This window comes from Symmachiella dynata, assembly GCF_007747995.1.
Classification (GTDB): Bacteria; Planctomycetota; Planctomycetia; order Planctomycetales; family Planctomycetaceae; genus Symmachiella; species Symmachiella dynata.
The window spans coordinates 7,750,970-7,767,809 of sequence record NZ_CP036276.1 but is presented as its reverse complement, the minus strand read 5'-3'; the positions used below and the strand labels follow the sequence as shown (position 1 = coordinate 7,767,809).

13 protein-coding genes are annotated in these 16,840 nt (G+C 55.7%); 8 read left to right on the top strand and 5 right to left on the bottom strand.

What is annotated here, in order from left to right; translation table 11 throughout:
• Positions 1-31 precede the first annotated feature (31 nt).
• On the bottom strand, positions 32-1,192 hold the full coding sequence (locus tag Mal52_RS29510; RefSeq protein WP_145380472.1) for a cysteine desulfurase family protein: 1,161 nt from the start codon (positions 1,190-1,192) through the stop codon (positions 32-34).
• A 221-nt stretch (positions 1,193-1,413) separates the two neighbouring features.
• On the opposite strand from Mal52_RS29510, the gene Mal52_RS29505 reads away from it, so the two are divergent.
• The 5 genes from Mal52_RS29505 (at position 1,414) to Mal52_RS29485 (ending at position 6,256) form a co-directional block, all read left to right on the top strand.
• On the top strand, positions 1,414-2,277 hold the full coding sequence (locus Mal52_RS29505; RefSeq protein WP_145380471.1) for an RDD family protein: 864 nt from the start codon (positions 1,414-1,416) through the stop codon (positions 2,275-2,277).
• A 203-nt stretch (positions 2,278-2,480) separates the two neighbouring features.
• Complete coding sequence (locus tag Mal52_RS29500; RefSeq protein WP_145380470.1) at positions 2,481-3,449, top strand: stage II sporulation protein M; 969 nt, start codon at positions 2,481-2,483, stop codon at positions 3,447-3,449.
• Entirely contained in the window at positions 3,446-4,318 is an 873-nt protein-coding gene (locus tag Mal52_RS29495; RefSeq protein WP_145380469.1) for a hypothetical protein, read from the top strand. Before Mal52_RS29500 ends, Mal52_RS29495 begins: the two co-directional genes overlap by 4 nt.
• The gene (locus tag Mal52_RS29490; protein ID WP_145380468.1) at positions 4,315-5,061 is read left to right on the top strand and encodes a DUF4129 domain-containing protein; all 747 of its coding nucleotides are present in this window, start codon (positions 4,315-4,317) and stop codon (positions 5,059-5,061) included. Before Mal52_RS29495 ends, Mal52_RS29490 begins: the two co-directional genes overlap by 4 nt.
• On the top strand, positions 5,051-6,256 hold the full coding sequence (locus Mal52_RS29485; protein WP_145380467.1) for a DUF4350 domain-containing protein: 1,206 nt from the start codon (positions 5,051-5,053) through the stop codon (positions 6,254-6,256). The genes Mal52_RS29490 and Mal52_RS29485 overlap by 11 nt, the downstream gene beginning before the upstream one ends.
• Positions 6,257-6,568: 312 nt before the next feature.
• On the opposite strand, the gene tsf is transcribed toward Mal52_RS29485, so the two are convergent.
• Together tsf and rpsB are read right to left on the bottom strand one after the other, a co-directional pair.
• Positions 6,569-7,408 (bottom strand): translation elongation factor Ts, encoded by an 840-nt coding sequence (tsf, locus tag Mal52_RS29480; RefSeq protein ID WP_145380466.1) that lies wholly within the window; start codon positions 7,406-7,408, stop codon positions 6,569-6,571.
• Between the two features lie 147 nt (positions 7,409-7,555).
• A complete protein-coding gene (rpsB, locus tag Mal52_RS29475) occupies positions 7,556-8,296 on the bottom strand; it encodes a 30S ribosomal protein S2 (protein ID WP_145380465.1) in 741 nt (246 codons plus the stop codon).
• 512 nt (positions 8,297-8,808) lie between these two features.
• Between rpsB and Mal52_RS29470 the strand changes: the two genes are divergently transcribed.
• The 3 genes from Mal52_RS29470 to Mal52_RS29460 all read left to right on the top strand — a co-directional run bounded on the left by Mal52_RS29470 (position 8,809) and on the right by Mal52_RS29460 (position 13,275).
• A complete protein-coding gene (locus tag Mal52_RS29470; RefSeq protein ID WP_145380464.1) occupies positions 8,809-10,962 on the top strand; it encodes a hypothetical protein in 2,154 nt (717 codons plus the stop codon).
• Between the two features lie 329 nt (positions 10,963-11,291).
• Positions 11,292-12,101 (top strand): glycosyltransferase family 2 protein, encoded by an 810-nt coding sequence (locus tag Mal52_RS29465; RefSeq protein ID WP_145380463.1) that lies wholly within the window; start codon positions 11,292-11,294, stop codon positions 12,099-12,101.
• Positions 12,102-12,519: 418 nt separating this feature from the next.
• The gene (locus Mal52_RS29460; RefSeq protein WP_145380462.1) at positions 12,520-13,275 is read left to right on the top strand and encodes a thioredoxin family protein; all 756 of its coding nucleotides are present in this window, start codon (positions 12,520-12,522) and stop codon (positions 13,273-13,275) included.
• Between the two features lie 620 nt (positions 13,276-13,895).
• On the opposite strand, the gene Mal52_RS29455 is transcribed toward Mal52_RS29460, so the two are convergent.
• Positions 13,896-15,026 carry an FtsW/RodA/SpoVE family cell cycle protein gene (locus Mal52_RS29455; protein WP_231962015.1) on the bottom strand — a complete coding sequence of 377 codons (1,131 nt, stop codon included), beginning with the start codon at positions 15,024-15,026 and terminating at the stop codon, positions 13,896-13,898.
• 224 nt (positions 15,027-15,250) lie between these two features.
• Complete coding sequence (locus Mal52_RS29450) at positions 15,251-16,690, bottom strand: DUF1501 domain-containing protein (protein ID WP_145380461.1); 1,440 nt, start codon at positions 16,688-16,690, stop codon at positions 15,251-15,253.
• Positions 16,691-16,840 lie beyond the last annotated feature (150 nt).

Sequence of the window (16,840 nt, the reverse complement as noted above, 5' to 3'; positions counted from 1 at the left end):
GGTCATTCCGGTCTTGTTTACCCGGTCTTGTTTACAAGGAGCAATTGTCTCGCATGCGGTTCACGACACCGGCGATGCGACCGATGGCGTCATCCATTTCCGCCTCTGTATTCCCGACTCCCACGCTAAAACGAATCGAACAATCCAACACCTCGTTCGGACAATTCATCGCCACCAAAACGGGGGCCGGCTCCGACGAACCGCTGGCACAGGCGCTTCCCAACGAACAGGCGATTCCTTCCAAATCGAGAGCAATCAGCAGCGGATCCCCCTCCAATCCAGGAAAGGCGATGTTCAGCGTATTGGGCAAGCGATGTTGCTGCGAGCCATTGACGATAACCGGTGAACACCGCTCCCGCAATCCCGCTTGCAACCGGTCCCGGAGTTGCTGCAATTGCTGGAATCGTGACGTCGGATCCGCGTCAAACGCCTCCAAGGCAGCGGCCATTCCCGCAATCAAAGCCACCGGTTCGGTACCTGGTCGCCGCTCTGCTTCCTGGTGCCCCCCAAAAATCAACGGATTCAGCGTCCGCTCCGCTTTGATCAACAATCCGCCAATCCCCCGCGGGCCATTGAATTTGTGCGCACCGATGCTCATGGCATCGACGCCCAGCACATGAAAATCGACCGGAATCTTGCCGGCTGCTTGAACGGCGTCCACGTGCAACGGAACGCGATGCTGCTGGCACAACGCTGCTAGCGAGCCCAGATCCTGAATTACACCGGTTTCGTTATGTGCCAACATCACCGAAACCAGTTGCAAATCCTCCCATGGCAGGTGAGGCAACTGGTCCTCGACCAAGCGGCCTTCGCTGTCGATATCGAGAAAATGCAGTTTCCAGCCACGCCGCTGCAGGGCGCGGCTGGCTTCGAGCGTGGCGGGATGTTCGCCGTGCGGCAAGGCGATCGTGCCGGGGTTTGTGCCAACCAAGCCGCGTATGGCGAGGTTGATCGATTCGGTGCCGCCGCTGGTAAAGATCAGTTCCTCCGGCGAGGCTCCCAGAATCTGAGCGATCGATTCGCGAGATGCCTCCAGCACCTTGCGAGCAGCGCGACCGGCGGCGTGTCGACTCCCGGGATTCGCAAAACTGTCGGCAAAATGCCGCTGCATTACCTCCAACACTTCCGGCAACGGCCGTGTGGTGGCGTTGTTGTCGAGATAGATCAGATGATGAGACGTATCAGCGGCCATGAATTCACGACGTTGTGGAGAGAAAAGAAGTGGAGTTCCTGCTGTTTTACCTGGAAAGCTGTCGACATCACAAGCGGCGGGGCGAGCGGATTTGGGGGACGAGGGCCACAACACAGTAGCGTTGCGGCGGGCGGCGGTTTACGATCTAAGGGTGGACATCGTTTTCCGTTGACGAAGTCTCCCTGGTTTTCACAATCCTTTGACGGTTGGCGCTCGACTGAATGAGTTCCCTCGACCTGACATCCAGCGACGTTCCGGCGATTGTCGAATTGCACAGCGCTATCGAAACGCCAGAAAACGTGGTGTTGACCTATCGACTAGCGGGGCCGGCGCTGCGATTGTGGGCCTATGTCATCGATACGGTCATTCGCGGGATCGTGTTGTTCGTGGCGGCCATCATCGCGAGCATTTCGGAAATGGCCATCGAAGGGGTACCTGTGGGCCTGTGGCTGGTGCTGTTGTTCCTGATGGAGTGGGGCTACTTCGCCATCTTTGAAGGGTTCTTTCGCGGCAAGACGATCGGCAAACATGCGATGAACATTCGCGTGATTCAAGAAGCGGGCTATCCGATCAGTTTTTGGTCAGCGTTGATGCGTAACTTTCTCCGCGCGGCTGACATGATTCCACTCTACGGCATCGGCTTCATCTCCGCATTCACCTCCGGCAAGTTCCGCCGACTGGGCGACCTGGCTGCGGGAACGGTTGTGATTGAAGAACGCAAGGTGCAGCTTCCGCGTGAACCGATCATCCTCGAAAAAATTCAACCGCTATCCCGCTCAGACATTGGCACCTACGTTCCGCCACACAAAACGTTGACTTTGATCGAAGAATTCTTGCAGCGGCGATTCGTCGTCACGCATCAGCGCGGCCACGAACTGGCGGCGCGATTAGCAAAGGTGTTGGCGAAGAAACTCAATTTCCAAGGGCAGGCGAATTTTGTCGAGGAATACCCCATGGCCTTTTTGGCGTGCGTCTACGTGACCTTCCATCGCACCATGAACAACGACGCCGACGAAGAACATCACCACAACCCGGACCAGCGACAACCGGCCGTCGCCGGTGAAGCCATGATTACCTCACCGTAATTAACTCGTTCCCAAACTCCGTTTGGGAACGCACCCTCGCGAAGCTCTGCTTCGCTGAACCACAACTAGCCAGTACTTATTAATGATCGCACTCGAAGCGGAGCTTCGAGAAATGGGTTCCCAAACAGAGTTTGGGAACCAGTAGTGAGGCATTTTGGAACGTTTCAACTTGCCCACGCGTCACACGAAGCGGAATTGCCTGCATGATTAGCAAACGGGAATATCGACGAAAACGCCAGGCGGACTGGACCCGCTTTGAGGCGTTGATCCATAAGGTGGACAGCAAAGGCTGGAAGAAGTTATCCGGAAACGATGCCTCACAGTTCTCGCAGCTATTTCGTGAAGTCTGTCACGACTTATCCATCGTCCGCACGCGCGATTGGGGAGCTGGGCTGACCTCGTACCTGAACGAGTTGGTCACCAAGGGGCACAACATCTTCTATAAGGCCCCGCCGACGCGCAGCCATGATTTTTTTGCCTTCCTCTCCAGAGGGTTCCCCTGCATTTTCCGCCGGAACATTGGCTTTTTCATCACCGCAGCTGTGATGTTCTTTCTGCCGCTGGGTATTACATGGGTCGTCGTGCAAAACCGGACGGAACTGGCCACCCGCATTCTGCCTGTGCAACAACTCGACCAAATGGAAGACATGTACGCCGAGTCCAGTTTTGAAGATTTCGGTTCCAGCCGTGCGGCGATGGGGGGTTTTTATATCATGAACAATGTCGGCATCGCGCTGCGTTGTTTCGCCATGGGAGTCTTATTGGGCACCGGCACGGTCTATCTGCTATTGACCAACGGTATCGTCATCGGCGCAACAATCGGATATCTCGTCGGCAAGGGGCATGGGGAGAACATCTTGAGTTTCGTCGTCTCGCACGGCTCGTTTGAATTGACCGCCATCGCCGTCGCAGGGGGCGCCGGACTGATGCTGGGCGAGGCGATCGTGCATCCCGGCCGGCGGACGCGCCTCGATTCGCTCAGGACCCGTGGACTCGAAGCGGTGCAGATTGCCGGCGGCGCTGCTGTGATGTTGGTGGTGGCCGCCATGATCGAAGCCTTCTGGTCCCCGGCGCCCATTGCGGATCAAATCAAATACGCTGCCGGCGGCATGCTGTGGCTGCTGGTGATTTTGTATCTCACACTCGCGGGTCGCGGCGAGGAGGTGGCATGAGGTTTGATCACGTCCGCATCCGCCTGGAACCGCTGAGCGTTTCCAATTGCCTCGACATGGCTGTGCTATTCTACCGCCAATATTTTAAGCCGATCGCACAGTTGCTGGCTCTGTTTGCTTTGCCCTGTTGCGTCGCAGTCTATGTGATGTCGTATTTCTACGAATACGATTTGCGTCTGCCGGCACTGTTGTTTTTCGTCCTCAGTTCCCCCATGGGTATTTTGCTCATCAGTGGGACAGCCGCGGCATCGTTCGGCGAACCGTTCTCTTGGGGGCGTGTGTTGAAACAAAAACCGGGTCGTTTGATGAGCCTGTTCTTGCGGGGACTATTATTGCGGGCGGCTGTGGGCTCGGTCATCTTGATGTTCTTTCTTGAAGATTGGGACCTGGCAATTCGAGTGCTGCTGGGGTTTGTGTTGTGCCTGTTTCCCGGCGTGTGGTTGGCCATTCGTTCCGGGTTTCTCGTGGAGCGGACCGTGTTGGCGGACTTGTCGAATCATCTGCACGAAACGCGGGGCAGCAAATTGATTCATAAGCAGTTTGGCGATCTGTTGATCGGCGGCGGCATGATTGTGGGCTATTGTGCGTTGTTGTGGTTGGTCTTCTTTATGGTCTTTGATTTGGCAATCAATTTTTTGTTTCACGTTCCCATTTTCTTCCCACGACTCGGCCCCGACGGTGAAATGGGATTTTTGTTATGGGGTGATCCCAAGGTGCTGTGCTTGATCACGTTTTGCGCCTTTTTGGTCTATCCATTGGGGCGTTTGGCGTGGTTCTTCACCTACATCGACCTCCGCGTCCGCCGCGATTGCTGGGATATGGAATTGGAGTTGGCGCAGGAAGCCGATCGACTGGAGGCCACGTCATGATCGCACTAACGAACCGCGCGCTGGCCGGTGTTTGTTGGTTGATCCTGATTGCGACGGCGGCTACTCCGCTCAACGCTCAGGAGGGACCGCCGCCGCCCACATTCGAAGATCCCAACGTCGTCCGCGATGAGATCGAGGATATTTTCTCGACACCGGAATTTCGTCGCCTGAAGTACGACCGCAGCGACGCTGAAATCACCGATTCAGAATACAAACCGGCCGAATTGCCCGATTGGGTCAAGAAAACCGCCGAGGCGATCGGCAGCGTCTTGGGACCGACATTGTCCTATTTGTTTTGGATTGTCGTCGCTGTGATCTGCGGGTTGATTGTCTATGTGGTCTACGCCGGGATCACGGCAATGAAGCGGCGGCCGAAAAAAGAAAGCTGGCTGCCGGATGAATTTGAGGAAGGGGATGCTGCTCTCTCCCCGGCGGAATTGTCGGCCGACGTTTATCTGAATCGCGCTGCGGAATTGGCCGCCGCCGGCAATACGCGCGAAGCCATTGCCCAGCTGTTGTTGGGAGCAATGAGCTATATCGAGCGGGAAGGCTTGATTCGATTTCGCCGCGGATTGACGTGTCGCGACTATCTCCGTGCGGTGCGTTCGCGAAAAGAGTTGTATGCGGCGCTGGGTCAGATTGTCGGGATCTACGAACCGATCTGTTTCGGCCGCCGCGACGTGCTTCCCGAACATTATGAAACATCGTTGGACAATTATCTGGGGGCGTTTCATGCGACATAACGCGTCCACATTTTGGTCATGGTTGTGGCTGGCCGGTTTGATAGCGGTGGTCTCGCTGCATTTCTGGTTTCCGCGCTATTCGCAGCAACCGTTGAACGATACCTACAGCACCGAGCGCGCGGGCAAAAAGGCGTTTTACCTGTTGGCGCAGCGAAGATTCGTCGAGGCCCGCCGCAATGATCTTTCGCCGGCCAGCGCCGTGAAAGAGATGTACGACGATGACGTATTCTGCCTGCTTGGCCCGAGTCGGCAACCCGATCAACGCGAATGGAAAGTGTTTTTGGATTGGGTCGAGCAAGGCGGCTCGCTGATCATCGCACCCGCCTACGGCGATCCATCATTAAAGATTGAGGAGTTAGGACTGCAGGTCGAACCGCTGTTCGATTTTGAACTGAATCTTGGAGAGATGCTGGAGCAGGCGCAGGAACAAAACCAGGAAGAGGAATCGCAGCCAGTACAAACCACGTTATTTGGCGGGGGCGAGGTACGCTGGCGATCGACCGGGAAAATCACCGGCGACGGGGGTGAGGTCATCGTCGAGTTTGATGACGCACCGCAAGCTGTGTTGAAACCGTATGGATCGGGCCGCGTTTTATTGATTGCCTCGGATGACATTTTTTCCAATGGCTCGTTGGCGTATAAGGACAACGGCATCTTAGCGCAGCGGTTGGTGGAATCGGTCGCCTCGCCGGAGAGTCATGTGATTTTCGACGAATATTACAACTCGATCGGCGCGCCAAAGGTCGTGGGCTTGTTGTTCGATCCCTTATTGCGTCCGTTGACGGTGCAGATGTTGGCCTTGTTGCTGTTGTTTGTCTGGTACGGCTCACGACGATTCGGTCGGCAACTCCCGGCGTTGTATCAACCACGACACAATATCGTGGACCATACCGACGCGCTGGGGAACATGTACTATCGTACCGGCGACGGCCGTATGGCACTGCGGGACTATTACGAACAGTTGCGCAAGGATCTGCAGTTTCGGCATATGTCGCTCTCTGACAACCAAGCTGTGGAGACGCTGGCCCGCCGCGCGGATCAGGATCCGCAACAGGTACGAGAACTTCTCGCACGGGCCAACAGTGCAATCAACGGCCCCAAATTAAAACGCCGCGCCGCTGCGGAAATCATCCGCGATCTCGCTACTTTGCGCGCGGGAATACTCCGCAAACAAAGCGCACAGGCGAAAAGCTAAGCTGCGATGGCAGGAATTCTTAGCCACGGATTGAACACAGATAAAACACAGATTAGCGGGCGTCAAACCGCAACGTCCCAAACCGACGGCTTGCCGTCGTGCACGGCGCTCCTAATGCATCCAGCGCTTCATCACGATTGATGTTCGGGTGCCAGTGCGATTTCCCGTGTGTGCGATACTTGCGAAACACTGGTCAAGCCAGTGGCTCCCTCGATTTTCTGTTTGACGATCAAAGTGCGCATTAAAAAACGGACAAGAACCTGCATTAGTTCTCGCCCGTTTTAGATTGCTCAATGTTGGTTCATCGAGGAACTACTTTTTCCCCAATTCCCAGCAGGTGAAGCCGACTGCTTTGAGGCCTGCTTCGTCCAGTGCTTTTTCGACCGTTTTTGAATCATCTTTGGCGAAGGCTTGGGCGATTAGCACGCCTTGTTCGTCGAAGAATTTCTTCATTTGGCCATCGACGATCTTGTCGACGATGTTCTCCGGTTTGCCCGAAGCTTTGGCCTTTTCGGACAACTCTGCGCGTTGTGCGTCCACGTCGGCTGCGTCGAGTTCTTCCGGCAAGGCGACTTTGGGTTTCAGAGCGGCGATGTGCATCGCCATGTCCTTGAGGATATCTTCCGATTTGGATTCGCCGGCTGCTTGGAACAACACGCCGGTTTTGCCGTCGTGGTGCACATAAGAGCCCACCGGACCGTCGACCTTGATCACGCGACCGATCACCATCTTTTCACGAATCTTGTTGGTGATCTCTTCGTGCAGATCTTTGAGCGTTTTCGACGGATCATCCGGAACTGGCTGAGCCATCAATTCGTCGGCCGTCGTTGCGCCTGGGCCGGTCAACAGTTGTTTGGCGCACTGGGCAGCGAGAAAATTGAAGTCGTCGCTTTTGGAAACCGGATCGGACTCGCACATCATTTCGATCATCACGCCGGCGCTGCCGTCGTCGGCAATCGCTACGCAGAACTTGCCCTCGGCCGTGACGTTGTCTTTGCGCTTGTCCATCACTTTGCCGACTTGGTTCTTCAGGTACTCAACAGCACCTTCTTCATCACCATTAGCGGCCACCAATGCTTTTTTGCATTCCATCATCGGGAGGTCGGTCCGCTCCCGCAGTGCCTTCACAGCGGCAGCTGTGATTTCTGCCATCGTGCCTACTTTCTTTTATCAATTGGTAACGTTTAGCCGCAAACTGCCCAACGCATGGTTTTGCGGCGACTGTGTTGAAGCAAATACGAATCGGTTGGGGGCCCATCGACGGGCAGCCCCAACCGGTTCATCGTGAGGCTATTCAGTCTAGAGGGACGGAACCGGAGCAGGTTCGGGGGGAGCAGCCGGTCCGTCATCTTTGGGGACGTCGACTTTGCCTCCGTTGATTGCCTGACTCAGGTGTTGCAGGATCAGATGGATCGAGCGGATGCTGTCATCATTGCCGGGAATGGGCAGATCGACGACATCGGGATCCGAGTCGGTGTCGATCAAAGCCACCACTTTGATTCCCAAAATCCGTGCCTCGTGGACGGCGTTTTTCTCTTTGCGGGGGTCGATGACGACCAGCACTTCGGGAAGGCGGTTCATCGCACGAATTCCGCTCAGGTTGCGGAAAATCTTCGTCCGCTCACGGTTGAGCGACGATTGCATTTTCTTGGAAAACGTCGCCAGTTTGCCGCTTTCTTCCAGCGCTTCCAACTCTTCCAAACGACGCAGTCGACTGCGAATCGTGCGGAAGTTCGTCAGCGTGCCACCCAACCAACGTTCGGTGACATAGGGCATTCCGCAAGCCTTGGCCGCTTGTTCGACCGGATCGGCCGCTTGGCGTTTGGTGCCGCAAAACAGGATCAAACTGCCTTGCGAAGAGACCTGCGAGAGGTACTTTTTCGCCCGCAACAGCCCGCGGACGGTTTCCTTTAAGTCGATGATATGAATCAAGTTGCGGCGACCATAAATGTACGGCCGCATCTTGGGATTCCATTTGCTCACCCGGTGACCGAAGTGAACACCTGCTTCCAAAATTTCCTTGACGACAATATTCGGCATGCGACGAAAATCTCCTCAGATTTTGACCAGAAAAACGGCGTGACCGGCAGTCGCGTTTCAGGGCGACTACATGCGGCAAACTCGTGTACTGGAAACGGTTTATGTCCAGACGAGCTTTTGCGTTTGACTAGCGTGGCGGGTAGATAACTATTAGGAATTCCGTTGCACTGGGACCCGCCTTTAGACCCGGCGCGCATACGGATTTCTCACGTCGTGAGGGCTGGATCGTAACGCGTTGGTGCCCATTCGTCAATTAACTACGTTGTGAACAACAGCACCACACCATCGGGCGAATCCATCCTTGCGCGACCTTCCCTCCCCTCGAACATCTCAAAAAAACCGAAGTTGCTGCAATTTTGAACATTCGTTAACATCCCGCCCGTTTCCCTCCGTCAGCCAAGGCCGGGACACGATTTACAATCCGCCGGATGTTGCTCATTTTTTAAGCGAACACCCGATTCCGAATGAATGCTGCTTCGGTCAAGGATCGACCGGAGTGAATGAGATCGCACATGCAGGACCGACCGTGCGTCGCCGTCGCACAGACGACAAGCGCAATCCAATTTTCCCCGCCCGACAAAATTGGTTTGGTGCCCGCGCGCAACAATTGGGTCCCACAGAAGATCGAGTCCTTACTCAAATTGGGGGCAGGACGGGCCGCCGAGGCGATGCTTGTCAAAGCCCGCGACCAAACCGGCAACACTCGCTTGTGTGTCGAAAAAATCTTTCGACCTGGTTGGCTGACACGTGCGGTCTATCGCTGCGCCTTTCAAGCGCCGTTTGCCTACCAAAATTCTGAAGATGCCATTCTTGCCTGTTTCTATCGCCGACGGGTTGCGGCAAGACTTGTCGAAGCACTCGTCCCCGGCGTGAGCGTCGCTGAACCGTTGTATGTCCGCTGGGACCGTTCCAGCCGCGCGTTTGTCTTGGGAAGCGAGTTGATTCGCGGACGGGGGATTCGTCCCGCACCCGCCGATCCTCAGATACTGCGCCGCTCACTGCAAAACGGTTTTGGAAATCCGAACGGAAACAATCGGCAGCCCCCGGAAGAAATCGACGGTCTGTTGCGAATCATGCGGCGGTTGGAAGCATTGATGCACGAATGCGGGTTGGTCGGCTCCGGTTGGCAGGTGAGTCAATCGGCCGTGGTCGCCACGGCGAATCTACTCCGGACCAAATCCGAGTACGTCGTCGTCGACCTGGAATCTGGGATTCCGGCATTACTCGTCCCCTATTACCTCGCGGCAGGTTGGCGAATGCGGTCGATGCCGCTGTTTGATGATCTGGAACCGCGGACGCTGCGAAATTTCGTCGAAGCGCATTGGCCTAACTTACAAACCGAACTGGGCCGCACTGGATATCAACAGTTGGCCGACGATGTCGAAGCATTGATCGAACATACGGCACGGTGGAAACAAGCCGAGATTGCCCTGGGCCGCCGCAGTACGTCGTTATTCTCACGAACGTTTCGCAAAGCGCAGAGACGACGTTGTTTTGACATTTGGCAACGGCAGGAGATCATCGACGAAAAGACAGCAGACCAGTTCCGCTCATCGTCACGACTCTGGTCGCGACCGATCTTTTGGCTGGGCTTGATTCCCGGCAGCCCGGGACGGTTTCTGCAGCGAATGTGCGGCAATCGCACGGCTCGTCGCACAGCGCGGCAGGCGATTCTGCATCGCAGTTTTCGACGCAAACTCTTTTCCGAATATTGTGATCGCAAAACCAAACAATGGCGAAAGGCGGGACGCATTTCTCCGGAGCGGAGATTTGCCCGGCTGTCTCCTCGGTTCTTGACGAATGCCGCCTTGGCCAAAATAACGCCGGCCGGCCTGCAGCGCTGGTTGTCCGATCCGCAACAACGTCGGACGCAACTGGCACGATTTGTCCTGTTGATCGCCTCGGGACGTTATCAACGCGAATATGGCCGGCAGATGATTCGTCGGTCGCTGCGGGAATGGACGACCGACGGACGACTGCATCCCCAAGAACAGGCCAGCTTAGAAAAACAATCGGATTCCCACGAACTCGACGAATACGCGCGGTGCTTTGGCATGCACCTCAGTTTGAAGCTGATCATGCCGGTGCTGATTCCTCTCAAAGTGGGCGGACTGGCGGCTTTTGCGGTCACAAAAGATCCGTGGTATCTGTTGCCAATGGCTGTTTCTCCCATCGCTCGAACGGCGATCACATTGTGGCGCATGGCGCGCAATCGCTGGCGCGGCGTCCGTTATGGCGAAGCACTGGCGATCGGGATCTTACCGTTGGTCGGGAGTTTGGCCTTTCCCGTACAAATGTATGCAGCTCACAAACAACTGGCGACCTTTTTGATTCGAGACAATGCCGCGCGCTTGGGACGGTGGATCCCCATTTATGGCGGACGCAATTCCCGTTTGGAAATCGCTGCGATTAAAGCAGCCGACATACCGATTGAACTGCTCGACATCGGGCTGTCGGTCATCGCGTGGTTCCGAGGATTGTTTCCGCATTGGAAATCGGTCCAACCAGAAGAAGTTGCCCCGACAACACTCTCCGCCTCGCGTTGGCAACGGTGGGTCGATCACCACATCAAAAAACTGATCGAATCCGAAGCAGCACAACAACTCATCAACGATCACATCGACAACCTGTACAAACAACAAACCCACTACCGTAAAGCATCATGACGTTTCATTTGAGAAGAATTCTTAGCCACGGATTAACACAGATGAAACACAGATTCGATACCGTCGATCAGTGATTCCCCAGACGACCGCTGACTGTCACGCACGACCAGCCGTACCGAGAAATGTAACTCTCACTGTCCAACATACAGCAATCGGTATTTCATTCGTTGTTTCGTTGCACAACGAAAAGACTTGGAATTGTGAGTACGTAGACCAATAGCAACTTTTTTTGATCTGTGTTCAATTTGTGTTTCATCTGTGGCTAATTTAAAGCCGTAAAAAACCCGAACGACTCGGCGATTTCGAGTCGTTCAAAAAGGGCAGTTTTCATGAGTGGCCAAGGTCCCGAGGTTGAAGTCGGCATTATTTATACCGGTGAACGGCACTTTATGACGCCGTTGATTGCGTCGCTGGCAGCGTCGGATGGGACCGACAATGTGGGGCTGATTCTTGTCGACAATCGTTCCGCTGACGGAACCGGGGATTGGGAGCAAACCTTTCCCGCCACACAGGTGATTCACAACGAGCAGCGGCTGGGCTATGCCGAGAATCTCAACCGGATTCTCGAAGCGTCAACAGCGCGCTACATCTTATTGATGAACACCGATATGCATTTCGATGTCGATTCGCGCTGCGTTTCGCGGATGGTCGAATTCATGGATGCCTATCCCGATTGCGGCTTGGCCAGTTGCGGGATTTATCATCCCGATGGCAACTACGCACATCCCGCTCGACGATTTCAAACCATTAAGACGATCGCAGCACGGCGGTTGGGAATGGAGATGATTTTTCCCAAGGCGATCGCGGATTACCTCTGCATGGAGCAGGACCACAGCGGCACGGTCGACTGCGACTGGGTCTCGGGTTGTTTCATGATGCTGCGTCGCGAAACCTACGAACAGGTCGGCGCGTTCGACAACCGGTTTGCTAAATATTTTGAAGACGTCGACATGTGCCGCCGCGTCTCACAGGCGGGTTGGCGAGTCATGATCAATGGTGCTGCTCGTTGCTATCATCACGAACAACGCGGCAGCAAAAGCGTCCTCTCCCGCGATGCGCTGTTGCATCTGCAATCGTATCTGCGCTGGATCTCAAAATGGGGCTTCGACTCCGGCCAATCCAGTCGCCGTGCGGCTTAGCCGCTTGGTGCGAGCTGCCGCTCGAGGTCATTGGTCCGCTCCCGTTGGTCGCTGCTTGCTTTTGCGACGTCCATGATTCTTGCTAAGGCCTACGGTCTATAGCCTACAGCCTTTCTGCCTCCGTGCCTCCGTGGTGATTGAGTTCATACACCTGCCGGTTGTCGTTCGTGCAAAGTGGGTGTGACGATTTTACAACCTCGCTGCCGGTTGATGCGCGCCGCGAAATTGGGATACGCGACCGCTGTGAAAAAAACATTTTCACAACCCGCTACCGTGCCAAGTGGTTGGTGTCTCTCGAAAAGAATTCTTCCGTCGCTGTGCTGCGAAGTGGCAAGCGATTTGCATTGAGTCCCGGCACGTGAGCAGTAACAGCAATCTGCCATGTGACCCACCACTCTCTGAGAAGAGGACTCTCAAAATGAACGTAACGCCTTTCAGTCTCGTACTCGGCGGAATCATCACGATCGCCTGTGCCGCCGATGCGGACGAAACCTGTTGCCCCTGTCCCAGAAATCAACGCACCGCGAGTTGCACACGTTCTTCACGACAACCCACAGCAACAGCCCAGGCGACGACGCCCGCGACGGAGATCCTCGCCTTCGGAGCCAGTTGGTGCGGACCATGTCAAAAGATGGCCCCGGTGCTGGCTGATTTGGAAAAGCAGGGCTTGAACATTCGGCGAATCGATGTGGATAACGACCCGGCGATGACTCGTAAGTTTCGCGTGACATCGCTGCCCACCATGGTGAAGTTAATCCGCGGACGCGAAGCGGGCCGGTTAGTCGGAATGACATCGGCCGATCAAGTCACCAGCTTGGCCGGCAAAGTTGCTCAGGTTTGCGGGTTGGGTGGGAAAGCGAAGTTCGCTGAATCTAACACCGACTGTCCTGCCTGTTGCGAGTCTGACCACTGTTGTGCGGACGCACTCTGTGAAATCCCGGCGGCGACTGAAGTCGAGACGTTGCTGCGGGCGACCTACGAAGTCCCACACGACAAAGCAGCCGCGCTGGTCGGACTGCTGGAGAAAACTACCCAGGTTTCGATGGAAACCAAGATTGCCGATGGAAAATTGACCATCACAACCACGCCGGCAGCGCAACGGACGATTGGCGCGTTTATCAATGCCTTCCTCCGCGATTCGTCCGTGTCCCCGCTGTCGGCGTGTTCTTCATAACAGACCGTTGAACGAGGGCGCCGTCGGGAACTCACCGACCGAGGGATGTCCCGCTGTTCAACGGTCTTTTCCCCATGACTTCTTCCCCGCAAAGCCCTGTGGACGGGTGGTACGTCGCAGCCAAGTTTTGGTTTTGTCAATTGATCACGGCAGTTCGGTCCCCCGAAATCGAGCAAGGGTGCCTTGTCCGCCCCTGCCCGACCGGCACAGCCGGCTGCCCGATCAATGTGCTTTTCAGCACCAGTCGAGCGTGACCCCATTTCTCGTGATGCCCCACGCTCGTCACCAAACCGCGGCGTACCACCCACCTTTTTTTGATGGGTTCACCACGGAGGCACGGAGGACACGGAGTAAGAAATAGGCTTTAGGCTGTAGTCCTTAGGAGAAAACACTCGTTCCCAAACTCTGTTTGGGAACGCACTTCTGCGAAGCTCTGCTTCGCATGCAGAACACGATGATGGACGCTGATCACGTTTGACTCGAACGAAGCAGAGCTTCGACAAATTCGGTTCCCAAACAGAGTTTGGGAACCAGTCGATACTTCTTTCCTAAAGCCTACGGTCTAAAGCCTTTTCCTTACTCCGTGTCCTCCGTGTCCTCCGTGGTGAACCTAATTAACATTAACCGCGCGAAAAGCGGAACGGCTCACTAGCGATATGATAGCCGGGGCGCAGGGCGACGTTCATCAGTAGACCCAGCGCCACGCAGGTGAATAACAGGCTCGAACCGCCGTAGCTGGCCAGCGGCAATGTCAAACCGGTGATCGGCATTAGTCCCACGACCATGCCGGTGTTGATCACTGTTTGAGCTGCCAGGAGAGCGACGATGCCTACGGCAATCAGACGCCCGAACGGTTCACGCGTCGAGGCGGCGACTGCTAACCCGCGGGCGAAGAGAAACAGGTACAAAATCAACATGACCGCACATCCCACCAGACCCCAGCGTTCGCCGATCATGCAAAAGATAAAGTCCGTCCGGGCAGCGGGGAGGTGATAGGCGCGGGGGTCGTCGACCGCCATGCCGGTGGTTTCACTTCCCCAAACGCCTCCCAGGGCGATGACTTGTTTGGATTGATGCAGATGATAACCATCGCCCGCCGGAGCGCGTCCCGAGTCTTGTTGCACAAACAGCGTCACGATCCGCGACTTTTGTTCCGCACTCATCCCCATCCACAACAGCGGCAGCACGGCGATGCCCAGACAGGCGATCGACACCAAATGCCGTGTCCGCGCGCCGGCGGCGAACAGCATGGCGAATAGCACCGGCAGGAACAACATCGCCGTTCCCAGGTCGGGTTCGCGGAGAATCAGCGCCAGCGGAACGAGCGACAACAAAAACGGCACGAGCAGTCCGGTTAGATTGCGGTAGTTGGCGCGGTACATCAAATAGCGAGCCAGCGCCAGAATGTAAGCCAGCTTGGCCAGTTCCGAGGGTTGGAAGTTCATCACGCCCAACGGAATCCAACGATGCGAGCCGTTGCGAATCGGGAAAAAATAGACCGCCAACAACAGCACCAAGCTGATGCCAAATAGCAGGTAGCTATTGCGTTTGAACAACTGATACGGCACCAGTGTCGCGGCCAGCATGGCGGGGAGCGAAATGACCAGCCAGACAACTTGCCGTTCAAAGAAGGCACCTTCTCCGGCGAGCGCGTCACCATGGGCAATACCCGACAGTCCGCACAGCGCCAACGAGACCGTGCAAAACACGATCATCCACGGCAACCGGCGAAACCACTCCCCACGATTCACAAATTCGCCTCCCTGCGAATATCATGACGGATTCAAAAATCAAACCTGAAACTTAAAAACGTTGGGTGCCACTGCTGGCTTGTCCAGCAGTGTACTTGCCAGTCACACGGTTTGCACTGGCGGACAAGCCGCCAGTGGCACCCTTTTGCGCTGATGATAGCCGGGAGCAGTCGGATTATAATCTGACTGGCCACCGGCCACTCACCACCGGCCACTTTTATTATTCACGCCAAAATATCATGCAGCACATGTCCATGCACATCGGTCAGTCGCATGTCGCGGCCGGAAAAACGGAACGTCAACTTTTCGTGGTTCATGCCCAACAGGTGCAACATCGTGGCGTGTAGATCGTAGATTTCGACGCGATTTTCGACCGCATGATAGCCAAATTCGTCGGTGGCACCATAGCGGATTCCCCCTTGGATCCCCCCGCCGGCCATCCACAGCGAAAACCCCTGCGGATTGTGGTCCCGGCCGTTTTTCCCCTGTGCGAACGGGGTGCGGCCGAATTCGCCTGACCAGATGACCAGCGTCTCGTCCAGCATGCCGCGGGCCTTGAGATCGGACAACAAAGCGGCGATCGGCTGGTCGACGACGAGGGCGTTTTTTTCGTGGCCTTCTTTGAGGTTTCGGTGTTGATCCCAACGGTCGTTGCCCACGTTGGGGCAGGTCAATTCAATGAACCGCACCCCCCGTTCCACAAGCCGCCGCGCGATCAGGCACTGGGCAGCGAAAATCTGTGTTTGTTTGAATTCATGGTCCATGCCGTACATCTGTTGCGTCGCCGGGGTTTCGCCGCTGAGGTCCATCAGTTCCGGGACCGCCATCTGCATGCGATAGGCGAGTTCGTAGTTGGCGATTGCCGATTCCAAAGAGTCCACCCGTCCGACGCGATCTAAGGTCCCCGCATCCAAATTTCGCATCAGCGCCAACTTGTTGCGCTGCAATTGCGAGTTTTGCTCGGCGCGTTTGATGTTGGCCACCGGCGGGTTTGACGGTTTGAAGATCGAGCCCTGATGCGTCGCGGGGAGAAATCCGCTGTTGAAGCAATCCAACCCGCCCGGCGGAATCAAGCCGCCATTGAGCACGACGAAACCGGGCAGGTCCTGGTTCTCACTCCCCAGCCCATAACTGGCCCAGGCCCCCATGCTGGGCCGCCCTTGGATGCCGTGTCCGGTGTGCAGAAAATAGTTGGCGTTGGTGTGTTCCGGGAATTGCGCGACCATGGAGTTGATCACGCACAGATCATCCATGTGGGTGGCGATGTGCGGAAACAACGAACTGACCGGCAGTCCGCTCTCGCCATGTTTTTTGAACTTCCACGGGGAGCGCATGACCTTACCGACAGCATCGAATTGCGTCGGCTCGACTTTGAGAACGGAGTGAGGATCCTTTCCGTCATGTTTGTCGAGCGCCGGTTTGGGATCAAACGTATCGACTTGCGATGGCCCGCCATCCATATACAAATAGATCACACTTTTCGCCTTTGGAGCGAAGTGCGGCTCTTTGGGGGCGAAAGGATTTTTGTCCGATGATGTCTTTCCGGCCGAAACCGTTTCGCCAAACAAACCGGCCAAGGCCAACCCGCCAAAACCATTGGCGCAGCGCAACAACATCTCGCGGCGGCAAACAGGCTGTTCGATGAATTTTCGGCAATGGGACATAATTTGGCTGCTATTTTTAAAGGGACGGTTTTTTTATTTCACCACGGGGGGATAGGCTGAAGGCTTTAGACCGTAGACTTTAGGAAAGAAATATAGCCTGGTTCCCAAACTCTGTTTGGGAACCACATTTCCCGAAGCTCTGCTTCGTTA

Coding starts and splice junctions, on each gene's coding strand:
- Mal52_RS29510 (WP_145380472.1), bottom strand. CDS start 1,192: ATGGCCGCTGATACGTCTCATCATCTGATCTATCTCGACAACAACGCC.
- Mal52_RS29505 (WP_145380471.1), top strand. CDS start 1,414: ATGAGTTCCCTCGACCTGACATCCAGCGACGTTCCGGCGATTGTCGAA.
- Mal52_RS29500 (WP_145380470.1), top strand. CDS start 2,481: ATGATTAGCAAACGGGAATATCGACGAAAACGCCAGGCGGACTGGACC.
- Mal52_RS29495 (WP_145380469.1), top strand. CDS start 3,446: ATGAGGTTTGATCACGTCCGCATCCGCCTGGAACCGCTGAGCGTTTCC.
- Mal52_RS29490 (WP_145380468.1), top strand. CDS start 4,315: ATGATCGCACTAACGAACCGCGCGCTGGCCGGTGTTTGTTGGTTGATC.
- Mal52_RS29485 (WP_145380467.1), top strand. CDS start 5,051: ATGCGACATAACGCGTCCACATTTTGGTCATGGTTGTGGCTGGCCGGT.
- tsf (WP_145380466.1), bottom strand. CDS start 7,408: ATGGCAGAAATCACAGCTGCCGCTGTGAAGGCACTGCGGGAGCGGACC.
- rpsB (WP_145380465.1), bottom strand. CDS start 8,296: ATGCCGAATATTGTCGTCAAGGAAATTTTGGAAGCAGGTGTTCACTTC.
- Mal52_RS29470 (WP_145380464.1), top strand. CDS start 8,809: ATGCAGGACCGACCGTGCGTCGCCGTCGCACAGACGACAAGCGCAATC.
- Mal52_RS29465 (WP_145380463.1), top strand. CDS start 11,292: ATGAGTGGCCAAGGTCCCGAGGTTGAAGTCGGCATTATTTATACCGGT.
- Mal52_RS29460 (WP_145380462.1), top strand. CDS start 12,520: ATGAACGTAACGCCTTTCAGTCTCGTACTCGGCGGAATCATCACGATC.
- Mal52_RS29450 (WP_145380461.1), bottom strand. CDS start 16,690: ATGTCCCATTGCCGAAAATTCATCGAACAGCCTGTTTGCCGCCGCGAG.